An 11,632-nucleotide genomic window follows, 5' to 3' on the forward strand; every position below is an offset into this window, starting at 1 on the left:
CGTTATTTTTTTCGATTACATGGATTTTTAGTATATTCCAGTAATACTTTATTTTTTCTTTCTTTTTTGGTTATGGAGAAATGGGTGCTAGTTGGTTCAATTTTGCTTTTTACCGGGACTTCTTGGGGCCAAAATGGCATGGACCATTTCCCAAAAGGAGCGCAAAGCCTTGGCCTAGGAAATGCCAGTGTAACCCTCCACGAACCTTGGGCAATTTTTAACAATATAGGCGCTTTAGGCAAAGGAACGACAGATATTTTAGCCGTAGTAGGATATGACCACCGACTAGGCCTAAATGAACTAACCACTTTGGCAGCCGGAATAACAATCCCTACAGAAAATTTAGGCATTTTAGGGGTAGGAGTTTCCTCTTACGGTGGAGAATTGTTTAACCAACAACAGATCGGCATTGGACTGGCAAAACAGATGGGACTGGCCAGCTTAGGCCTAAAAATTAATTATTTCCAAACCAATATTGAAGGTTTTGGCAGAAGTGCCAGGCCGGTTTTGGAACTTGGAGGCACCGCAGAACTTTTCCCCGGCGTATTTTTTGGGGCCCATCTTTACAATATCACTCGAGCAGCCATTAGCAAGGCCAGTTTAAATTACCTGCCAACAATTGTAAAAACCGGTATTTCATATCGACCATCTGATAACCTGATGGTCAACATTGAAACTGAAAAAGAACTTTCCTCCCCTGCCCAATTCAAAGCCGGTATAGCCTATAGTTTTGAAGAGAAATTCTGGGCACGAACAGGAATAACAAGTCAGCCCAATAATTTGTATTTTGGCATTGGATTTCGACCTAGAAGGTATCAGGTAGATTATGCTTTATCACGAAATTATTTACTGGGTTTCACCCACCATTTTTCTTTAAACTATAACCTTTCTGCTCAATGAAAGGCAAGGCAATCACCGGCCTAGCCTTATTGGTAGCCACTATGGGGCTTTACGCCCAACAAATACCAAAAACCGAACTTGATATAGAAGCATTTATAGAGGAAAGGTTTGCCTTTCAGGAAGAAGACATCCCATATGAAGACCTCTACGAAAGCCTTCTTCAACATTACTTTCAGCCTTTGGACCTTCAAAAGGCTACAAGCACAGACTTGCAATCCCTCTATCTGTTAAGTCCGAAACAAATAGAATCTTTCATCAATTACAGGAATCAATTGGGCAACTTTGTATCCCTATATGAACTACAGGCAATTCCTGATTGGACTTTAACAACCATCGAAAACCTCTTACCTTTTGTGATCATCAATTCCTCCAACCCTAACCAAAGCCTCCCGGGTTTTAAGCGCATGGCAAAAGCGGAAAATGCCTATTTACTTTTACGTCATAATAGAGTATGGCAAGAAAGAAAGGGATTTTCTCTCCCGGACACATTGGCCAATGGAACGTTGAGTAGCAGGTATATGGGAGATCCAAATAACCTTTACCTAAGGTTTCGCCTGCAACAACCTTCAGATTTTAGTATCGGACTGACTTTAGATAAAGATGCCGGTGAATTATTTACTTGGGATCCTCAAACCAAACGATATGGGTTTAATTTTCTTTCTTTCCATTACACTTTGTACAACAAGGGACGCTTAAAAATGCTATCTCTAGGGGATTACCAATTACAATACGGACAGGGATTAGTTTTTGGTTCAGGATTTTCCGTCGGAAAAGGAGCTGAAACAATTACCACAGTAAAAAGAAGTTCTATAGGCGTAAGGCCTTACACCTCTGTTCTGGAGGCAGGCTATTTTAGGGGTCTAGCAGCAACTTATTCTATGGGTAGATTAGATATGACATTTATGCTTTCCAACAAATCAAGGGATGCAAATATTCAGACCACGATAGATAGTTTAGACAATTCCTCCTCCTATTTATCTTCCTTGGTATTATCAGGTCTGCATCGTACAAAAAATGAAATCCAAAAAAAGCACAAGCAAACGAACAAAATTTAGGTGTAAATTTGGGCTACCAGAATTTCGATAAAACGCTTAAAGTTGGTGTAAACTCCTTGTATACCGGATACAGTCAGCCCATTTATCCAACAGAAAGGGTTTACAATCAATTCGAATTTAAAGGTAAAAGCAACACAGTTCATAGTATATATTTCACTTACAATTTTAGAAATCATTATTTCTTTGGTGAAACAGCTCTTTCTAAAAGTGGGGGAATGGGCCATGTCGCAGGCTTTATGAGTAGCCTCAATAGCAAATTAGATTTTTCATTGGTATGGCGAAAATACGATCGACACTTTCATACCTTTTATGGAAATGCTTTTTCAGAGGGCTCACGCCCCATCAATGAAGAAGGCTTGTATATGGGGGTTTATTTTAAACCCAATAGAAAATTCAGTTGGTCTGCCTATTATGACTATTTCAGTTTTCCTTGGATGCGTTTTAGGGTGTATGCACCTTCTATTGGCCATGAATGGCTAAGTAGGTTTAAATTTCAACCCAACAAGCAACTTACACTGTTTATTCAATTCCGAGAAGAAATAAAAAGCAGGAATTTATTATCTGAAGACCAGCCAAGCAGCCAGTATTTACTCGCTCAAGGAAAAAGACAAAATATGGTATGGAGTCTTAATTATCATCCCAACCGAAGCTGGCAGTTAAAATCAAGGGTTCAACAAAGTTTTTATAAATTTGCCGGGGAAAAATCAAAAGGATTTTTAATTGCACAGAGTATATCCGGAGAGGCAGGGGCTTGGAAATTTTCGGGAAGTCTTGCTTTATTTGACACTAATGATTACGAAAACAGACAGTACCTTTATGAAAAAAATGTTTTGTGGGCTTTTTCTATACCCAATTTTTACGATCAAGGAATAAGAACCTATTTATTGGTGCAGTATAAAGTAAACCCTAGGTTGACAATTTGGGGGAGGTGGGCTAAAACCAACTATACCAACCGAGAGCAAATTGGATCCGGATTGCAAGAAATCGCAGGAAATAAAATGGTTGAGACCACTTTCCAATTGAGATATCAATTTAACCGATAAGCAAGTCCAAGGCTTATCGGTTAAATCTCTAACATTAAATCTTATTTTTCTTTCAGCAAATCCCTGATTTGTTCCAACAATACTTCTGTTTTATTGACAGTTGGTGGCGGTGGTGTTGGTGCAGCTTCTTCTTTCTTTTTCAAATTATTAATCACCTTAACAATCATAAATACGGCAAAAGCCACTATTGTAAAATCCACGGCAAATTGAATAAACGTGCCATAATTAATGGTTACTGCATTTATTTCTTCTCCGGCCGGATCAATATAGGCTTCCTTGAGAACAACTACTAAATCTGTGAAATCTACTCCCCCGACAAGAAGTCCGATAGGTGGCATGATAATATCATTTACTAAGGAAGAAACAACCTTCCCAAATGCAGCGCCAATAATAACTGCAACTGCTAAATCTACGACATTACCTTTTACGGCAAAATCCTTGAATTCTTTAATCAATCCCATACTTTTGTTGGTTAATGGTTCTATAAATAAATTTAATAAGCCGTTCAATATAAGAAAAATTCTATGATTATTGCAAAATAATTATATCCCAAACACTATTTCAACAAATCAGGCATGTCCAAAATAAAACATATAAATCAACCAATTGCGCCAATTCATCCCAAAACCCTAGTCTCTCATGAAACCGGTAGGACAGACAACTATTACTGGATGAATAATAGAGAAAACCCTGAGGTTATTCAATATTTAGAGGAAGAGAATAAATACACCGACAGCCAACTAAAAGAAACTGAGGACTTACAAGCGTCCCTTTTCGAAGAAATGAAAGGGAGAATCAAGGAAGAAGACAGTAGTGTTCCCTATTTTAAAAATGGATATTTCTATTATAGTCGCTTTGAAAATGGCAAAGAATACCCCATATACTGTAGAAAAGAAGGGCATTTAGAAGCAGAAGAACTAACCCTATTGAATGTAAATGAATTGGCTGAAGGCAATGAATACACCAATGTCAATGCATTGGCTATTTCCGAAAACAACAAACTCCTGGCTTATTCCCTCGACACAGTTGGCAGAAGGATTTACAATATTTATTTCAAAATGCTCGACAGTGATCGTATTTTAGAAGATCAACTAATAGCTGTCACGGGGAGTATTGTTTGGGCAGCAGATAATCAAACAGTTTTCTATTCACAGCAGGATCCGGAGACCCTTCGTCCTAATAAAATTTTCCGGCATGTTGTGGGAACTGCTCAAGAAACTGACGAATTGGTATATGAAGAAAAGGATGAGACTTTTACGGTAGGCTTAAAAAAATCAAAGTCCAGAGAATTTCTATTTATTGTTAGCCAAAGCACAATCTCTTCAGAGTACCGGTTTCTTCCGGTAGATAAGCCAAATGAAAGCTGGAAAATACTTCAGGAAAGGCAAGCCAACTTAGAGTATGAAGTAGATCATTATGGTAACTATTTTATTATCCTTACCAATGCAGATCAAGCCAAGAATTTTAAATTGGTTAAAACCCCTATAGACCAGACAGAAAAAGAAAATTGGGAAGACATTATTCCTGTGAGAGAAAACGTTTTCTTAGAGGAATTTGAAGTATTCAAGCATCACTTGGTCATTGCCAATCGATTCAATGGATTGCAGCGATTGGAAATCAGGTCATGGGATGGAGAGAAAAAGCATACCATTAAAATGGAAGACCCGGCTTATACAGTCTGGATCGGCACCAACCCTGAATTTTATACTGAAGTACTTAGGTATGGCTACAATTCGCTCACCACTCCTGCTTCAGTCTTTGATTACCACATGGAAACACGAGAGAAGACACTTATGAAGCGCCAAGAAGTCGTGGGAGGCCATAATCCGGAAGATTACCAATCCGAACGTGTTTGGGCAAGTTCTAAGGATGGTACTGATATTCCTATATCTTTAGTCTATAAAAAGAATTATTTGCCAAAGAAGGACAAAACCCGGTACTTCTATACGGTTATGGCTCCTATGGACTAAGCTCAGACCCTTATTTTAGTTCAAGTAGACTGAGTTTGTTGGACAGAGGTTTTGTCTTTGCAATTGCCCATATCAGAGGGGGTCAAGAAATGGGGAGACATTGGTATGAAGAAGGCAAGATGCTAAAAAAAAAAACACCTTTGAAGACTTTATTGCTTGTGGAGATTTTTTAATTCGTGAAAAATATGCTCATCCAAATAAACTTTTTGCCATGGGGGGAAGTGCCGGAGGACTGCTTGTAGGGGCTGTAATCAATCAACGTCCGGACCTTTTTTACGGAGTAGTGGCTGCAGTTCCCTTTGTAGATGTGGTAACCACCATGTTGGACGAAAGCATCCCTTTAACTACAGGTGAATTTAATGAATGGGGCAATCCAAAAGAAAAACGCTATTTTGACTACATGCTTTCTTACTCTCCATATGACAATGTGAAAGAGCAGGATTACCCACATTTACTAGTGACTTCAGGCTTACACGACAGTCAGGTACAATACTGGGAACCTACCAAGTGGGTAGCAAAACTTCGTGCATTACGCACCAACAACAATTTACTTTTACTTCACACCAATATGGAGGCCGGTCATGGTGGCGCTTCCGGTCGTTTTAACTCGTTGAAGGAATTGGCCATGGAATATGCCTTTATTTTATCTCTTGTGGAAAATTGACCTAAAGTAAAATCATAAACTCTATTAAGCCTGTTGTTCCTTTCAACAGGCTTTTTTTATCCCTTGTAGTAACATAAGTTTCCTCCATCCGGAGCTTAGTTAGGGGAAATACCTGTTCCTAATCCAAGAAAGAATATGCATCCCCTGCTTGCAAGGGGTTTACATACTTTGGGTTTGATCAACATGAATTTTACTTTAGATCCAATAGTTCAAATAAAGCAAAAGACAGGTAGTCTTCTTCCAAATCCGGATTATCCGGGTGGTTTTTTGACAAATACACTCCTGCTTCAGTAATGAACAGATTGTCCGGTAAAAATTTCTCCTTTTCAAATAGGGTTTCTCCTATAACATTCAACTCGCTGTCTAAAATTAATATGGAAAACATCTTTGGAACGAATCTATACTTCATTATTTCCTCCTCACTAGTTAATTCTATTTCCGGATAACAAACCCTATAATAGACATTCTTGAATTTATCGTAAAAGATGCTTTTATAATTCGGTGCACTAGCAAAATACCTGTAATTCTCCTCTCTAGAACCTGACAAATCGAAGTTTCGAAAGCCGTTAATGTAATTACTTTTTGCAGTAACTGAAGCTAAAGAAGTATTCCTTGCATCTGAATAATACAAGTCATGGTCGGAATGAAAAGAATAAACCCATTTGTCTAACCCTTTTGCAAAGCTGAAATCGAAAAACCTATACCCATCTACCAAATAGTTATTGGGAAATTTGTGGGACAAAAGCTCTGTCTCTCCATTGTTAAGGTTGATGCTATAAGTCAAATGTCTTTTGGACAGCACATCATTTGTAATTTGGTTATGGACATCCGCAGGACGGGTTTTTACCACTAAATCCTCTCCAACTAGCACCGCCGGAGAAGAAAAATACGTTAAGTGGACAAAAGGGGAAGTATGCATCTCTGGTACCTGAACTGTGATTTTTTTTCTGACCGACCCGCTTGTGTCTGTTAAATATATATTTGGACTAAATTGCTGGAAAAGAAAGATACTGTCTAACTTATGGATGTAGAATGAAAATATCCGACCTACGCTATTGTTGCCTTCAACAGAAAACCTTAACCTTTTATGTAGGGTTTTATTCTCCATGTCATACATCTGAATCTCATTCGTTTTCGGGTTAAGATTAAAAAACCAACCTTTAGAACCCTGATGATATGCCAACTGCATGCTTCTATTATCTGTCAATGAATCAATCGGTATTCTTATTGAATTGGAGGATTGAACTAATTTTTTAGCACTATAGCTTTACCCTTTTCATCCTTTTCACATCCAAAAACCATCGCTAAAATCATTACTATGAATCCAGAGATTTTGTATAGCTTGTATTTGTCTAATGTATTTTGTCTTCTGCCCATGTGGCTGTTATTATAAATGTGATGGTCCTACTTCCAAGTTTTACCCTTTTCACTGAATTTGTTTTTCCGCCCTACCTCTACCTTCTTAAGATGCTGAAATTTTAAGTCATTGAACCCTAAAGCCAATGCTTAATAATACTTAAGCATAATTTTTATACCTGATAATTTAGTTATTCTAACTTGCATTTACAATTTTGCCAAAGTATTTATTTTATAGCCTCTAATTTGGATTTAAAGCAGCTTTTTAAGCGGAGACAAAATTATTTTCAAACAAGCCCCAGACTTATGATTGACATTAAAACAAAATAATTAACAAGTGGGAGTAGAATCCTAAGGGAATTTTTCTAAAACACCAACAACCACCCCCATTTTTTTGTATTATTAAAATATTTTACCTATTTTTTATAAAAATTATATTTTTTTAATCTTTGATCCAACTGAATTAATTAGACAATATGAACGTAAACCACGATTCACAACACTCTTTTTATGATGAAATGTATGATGGAGATCGCACATTAAGGGAACATTATTCCAGCTTTGGAGCATTCATTGATACCATTTCAGCAAAAAAACTAAACCAGTTACAATTCTCTGCTGATAAGGCTCAGATGGCCATGGGAATGACCTTTAATGTTTATCATGACAAAGAAGGTTTGGAAAAATTCTACATTTGGATATCATCCCTAGAATAATTCCCGGCAATGATTGGCAGAAGATCAATGAGGGGTTAAAACAAAGAATCACTGCCTTAAACTTATTTCTCCAGGATATTTACAACGAACAAAAGATTCTAAAAGATAAGGTGGTACCTGCTGACTTAATTCTGGGAAGCAAAGACTTTTAAAACCATGTATGGGCATGACACCTCCAAAAGGCATTTGGTGCCATATTACAGGAACAGACCTAGTACGGAACAATGATGGGGAATTTTATATATTGGAGGATAATTTACGTTGTCCTTCAGGTGTTTCTTATATGCTGGAGAGCCGTGAAATTATTAAACGTGCCTTTCCTAATTTATTCAATAAACTAGGGGTAAGACCCGTTTCAGATTATCCTACCAAACTTTTGGACATGTTACAATATTTGTCCGATAAACCCAGGCCGGTAATCGGGGTATTGACTCCCGGAGTTTATAATTCTGCCTACTTCGAGCACTCCTACCTCGCTCAACAAATGGGGGCAGAACTTGTTTCCGGAATGGATTTACTCGTTCAAGACAAAAAGGTTTACATGCAAACCACTCAAGGTATTGAACAGATAGATGTACTGTACAGAAGAATCGATGATACTTTCCTCGACCCTTTGGCGTTTAACCCCAACTCAATGCTTGGGATTCCGGGGCTCTTTGAGGCTTATAAGGCAGGCAATATAGCTCTTGCAAATGCTCCAGGGACGGGCGTAGCCGACGACAAAGCTGTGTATGCTTATGTACCCAAAATAATTAAATATTACTTGGATCAAGATCCCATTCTCAATAATGTTCCGACTTACCTATGTAGAGAGGAAAAAGACAGGAAGCATGTTTTAGAAAATATTGCAGACCTTGTGGTCAAAGAAACCAATGCTGCAGGAGGTTATGGAATGATGATCGGACCTAAAGTTGATGCATCAGAACATCAGAAATTCAGGCAACTGATCAAAGATAATCCCAACAACTATATTGCACAGCCTACTTTATCCCTTTCAACAGTTCCGTCCTTAGTGGATCATAAAACAATAGAAGGGCGTCACGTAGATTTAAGGCCTTATGTATTGTATGGGAATGAGGTGGAAGTAATACCAGGGGCACTTACCCGGGTCGCATTAAAAAAAGGATCTCTTGTAGTCAATAGTTCTCAGGGTGGTGGAAGTAAAGACACTTGGGTGCTATATTAATCTAAAAGCAAAAGCGATAATATGTTAAGTAGAGTAGCAAATTCGATTTACTGGCTAGGAAGATATACCGAAAGGGCAGAAAACTATGCCAGATTTATCAATGTAAATTTCAACCTTATGCTGGACTCTCCTCCTGACTTAAAAGAGCAGTGGGAACCTTTAATAATGGCCACCGGCGATCACGAACTGTACAAAACTCGGAATCAATCCTTTGACATGCATGAAGTGATTTATTTTTTGGCATTTGACCATAGCAATCCCAATTCTATAATTTCCTCAATTTCCAAAGCCAGAGAAAATGCAAGGATGATCAGGGAAAACCTCACCAAAGAGACATGGGAAAAATTAAATGAGACCTACCATTTTGTAAACAAAGCCTCTGAAGGGAAAGTGTGGAAAAAGCCGATCCAAGAAATTTCTTTGAAGAAGTTAAAGCACAAATACTCCTGCTTTACGGTCTCGCAGACAATACGGTGGCACGTACAGAGGGCTGGCATTTCAGACAGTTAGGGCAGTATTTGGAAAGAGCTGACAAAACCTCCAGAATTCTGGATGTTAAATACCATATTCTACTTCCTTCTCCTGAGGAAGTTGGGTCTCCATTGGATTTTCTACACTGGATGGCGTTGCTTAAGTCCGTTACTGCGTTCAATACCTACCGAAGACTTTATGGAAACATTTCACCTTCGGGAGTTGTAGAATTTCTTGTCTTAAATAAATACTTTCCCAGGTCCGTTTTCTTTTGTTTGAAGGAAGCAGAGACATGTTTGTATAAAATTTCTAACTCTAACGGTGAAGGTTATTCCAATAGTGCAGAAAAGGCCATGGGAGAATTGCGTTCAAAGCTTGAGTTTGACGATGTCAACGATATTATTTCCAATGGCTTACATGAATACATCGAGCAACTTCAAATCAAAATTAATAATATCTCAAATAAAATAAACGACAATTATTTCCAAATAAAAGATAACTTTGCCAGCCAAACTATGGTACAAGAATGACTTTCTGCATTGGAATAAAAACAAAACATGGAATATTAGGTTTATCGGACACTAGGATTACATCCGGAAATGATACAACCACTTCTAAAAAAGTATATACAGTCAATAGAAGAAACCATTCCTTCTTTATTATGACCTCCGGCCTTCGCTCTGTTCGAGACAAAGCCATTACTTATTTTGGAGAATTAATTGAAAAAAACGATTCAACCTATGACAAATTGTATAAAGCTGTCAACGGCTTTGCCGATCAAGTAAAACGCGTAGCAGGGGAAGACAAAGACTCATTAGAAAAATCAGGGTTTTACTTTAATTTATTTTCCATCATTGGCGGACAACTTGAAGAGGACAAGGAACCCAAACTTTACTTGCTCTACCCTCAGGGTAATTGGATAGAGATCAGACAGGGGACCCCATTTGTCATTATTGGAAACACCGGGTTTGGCAACCCAGTGCTTAGAAGGTCACTTAAATATGATGAACCACTATTGCTTGCATTGAAAAGTGCATTTCTAGCCTTCGATGCAACTAGGATCAGTTCCAACGATGTGGATTATCCGGTGGACACGGTGGTATTAGAAAATAACAGTTACAATATAGTGGAAAATCGATTCGAGCAACACGAATTGAATCACATTTCTGAATTTTGGAATGATTCATTAAAAAAGTCATCCATGACCTTCCGGCAGATATTCTTAAAAAAGCTTTTTCTGCGGAAAATAAAAAGGAATATGATTAAGTAAAATAGAAATTGTTGTCTTTTCTCAATTAAATAACAAGCAAAAATGCGCCTGAAAATACAACATAACACAACTTATAATTACCAAAAACTAATCAGTTTAAACCCTCATCATTTTTACTTAAAGCCTCTCCAAAGGAATTATTTGGAAGTAGAAACTTATTCCCTAAAAATTGTCCCGGAACCTGAGGGAATGAATGAAAGGTACAGTATAGAAGGCAACCCATATTTTCAAGCTTGGTTTAAAGGGGAAACTGAAAGCATGATTATTCAAGTAGAATTTCAAGTACAAACAAGGCATTTCAACCCTTTCCTGTTTTTAATTGATCAATGGTTTTTACAGCAATTCAACCCGGAAGCAGACATCCCTTTTTCTTATGAGCCCAATGATAGGCCCATTTTACAACCTTACTTAAATCATACAGGTAATAATTTGCTTAAAAGCTATAGTCTGGGAAAATTAAACACCAATGATCCCATCCAATTTTTAACCCAACTAAACGCAGCCATTCATGCCGATTGGCACCATATCATTAGAGAAGAAGAAAACCTCTGGTCTGCTGCTAAAACTTTTGCCGCGGGAAAAGGGTCTTGTAGAGACCTTTCGTTTATGTTAATGGAAATGTTGAGACATGTAGGATTGGCGGCAAGGTTTGTCAGTGGTTATGCTTTTAACCCCGAACTGGAAGAAGGGCATGAACTTCATGCATGGGTAGAAACCTATTTACCCGGAGCCGGGTGGGTAGGGCTAGATCCAAGTTTGGGCCTGATGGCCGATAAACACTATATCCCTCTAGCAGCTAGTTTCCTTCCGGAAAACACGCTTCCTGTTCACGGGACCTATGGCGGAGAAAACCTGAAACCTTCAACATTACAAACCTCTGTGAGCATTCATCAAATTTAAAACAAATATCTATTTTTATTAAAAAATTACCCCTGTAACAAAATTTTATCAACCTTTTTAGCCTCCTTTCAGTTTAATAGAATAACACAAATATTCTATGA

At 37.9% G+C, this 11,632-nt stretch carries 7 protein-coding genes and 3 pseudogenes; 8 read left to right on the top strand and 2 right to left on the bottom strand.

The window, feature by feature from the left end; translation table 11 throughout:
• Nucleotides 1–72 precede the first annotated feature (72 nt).
• Genes WG932_RS13240 through WG932_RS13250 form a run of 3 tightly spaced genes read left to right on the top strand, consistent with a single transcriptional unit; the run spans nucleotide 73 to nucleotide 2,998 of the window.
• Complete coding sequence (locus WG932_RS13240; RefSeq protein ID WP_483088251.1) at nucleotides 73–900, top strand: PorV/PorQ family protein; 828 nt, start codon at nucleotides 73–75, stop codon at nucleotides 898–900.
• The gene (locus WG932_RS13245; RefSeq protein WP_483088252.1) at nucleotides 897–1,955 is read left to right on the top strand and encodes a ComEA family DNA-binding protein; all 1,059 of its coding nucleotides are present in this window, start codon (nucleotides 897–899) and stop codon (nucleotides 1,953–1,955) included. The genes WG932_RS13240 and WG932_RS13245 overlap by 4 nt, the downstream gene beginning before the upstream one ends.
• Nucleotides 1,956–1,963: 8 nt before the next feature.
• The gene (locus tag WG932_RS13250) at nucleotides 1,964–2,998 is read left to right on the top strand and encodes a hypothetical protein (RefSeq protein ID WP_483088253.1); all 1,035 of its coding nucleotides are present in this window, start codon (nucleotides 1,964–1,966) and stop codon (nucleotides 2,996–2,998) included.
• A 41-nt stretch (nucleotides 2,999–3,039) separates the two neighbouring features.
• Here the strand turns inward: WG932_RS13250 and mscL are convergent, their stop codons facing one another.
• Nucleotides 3,040–3,459, bottom strand: coding sequence for a large-conductance mechanosensitive channel protein MscL (mscL, locus tag WG932_RS13255; RefSeq protein WP_014018617.1), 420 nt, complete (start codon nucleotides 3,457–3,459; stop codon nucleotides 3,040–3,042).
• A 114-nt stretch (nucleotides 3,460–3,573) separates the two neighbouring features.
• Here mscL and WG932_RS13260 point away from each other — a divergent pair.
• Nucleotides 3,574–5,632: pseudogene (locus tag WG932_RS13260) on the top strand (S9 family peptidase).
• A gap of 190 nt (nucleotides 5,633–5,822) precedes the next feature.
• Here the strand turns inward: WG932_RS13260 and WG932_RS13265 are convergent.
• Nucleotides 5,823–6,860, bottom strand: coding sequence for a DUF4221 family protein (locus WG932_RS13265; protein WP_483088639.1), 1,038 nt, complete (start codon nucleotides 6,858–6,860; stop codon nucleotides 5,823–5,825).
• A gap of 604 nt (nucleotides 6,861–7,464) precedes the next feature.
• On the opposite strand from WG932_RS13265, the pseudogene WG932_RS13270 reads away from it, so the two are divergent.
• From WG932_RS13270 to WG932_RS13285, 4 genes and pseudogenes are all read left to right on the top strand, one after another.
• Nucleotides 7,465–8,890 (top strand): annotated as a pseudogene (locus WG932_RS13270) (circularly permuted type 2 ATP-grasp protein).
• 21 nt (nucleotides 8,891–8,911) lie between these two features.
• A pseudogene (locus WG932_RS13275) lies at nucleotides 8,912–9,891 on the top strand (alpha-E domain-containing protein).
• Nucleotides 9,888–10,631 carry a proteasome-type protease gene (locus WG932_RS13280; protein WP_483088254.1) on the top strand — a complete coding sequence of 248 codons (744 nt, stop codon included), beginning with the start codon at nucleotides 9,888–9,890 and terminating at the stop codon, nucleotides 10,629–10,631. Before WG932_RS13275 ends, WG932_RS13280 begins: the two are co-directional and overlap by 4 nt.
• A gap of 42 nt (nucleotides 10,632–10,673) precedes the next feature.
• Nucleotides 10,674–11,531 carry a transglutaminase family protein gene (locus WG932_RS13285; protein ID WP_483088255.1) on the top strand — a complete coding sequence of 286 codons (858 nt, stop codon included), beginning with the start codon at nucleotides 10,674–10,676 and terminating at the stop codon, nucleotides 11,529–11,531.
• Nucleotides 11,532–11,632 lie beyond the last annotated feature (101 nt).

The sequence above is a fragment of the Cyclobacterium sp. SOCE241 genome, assembly GCF_056867545.1.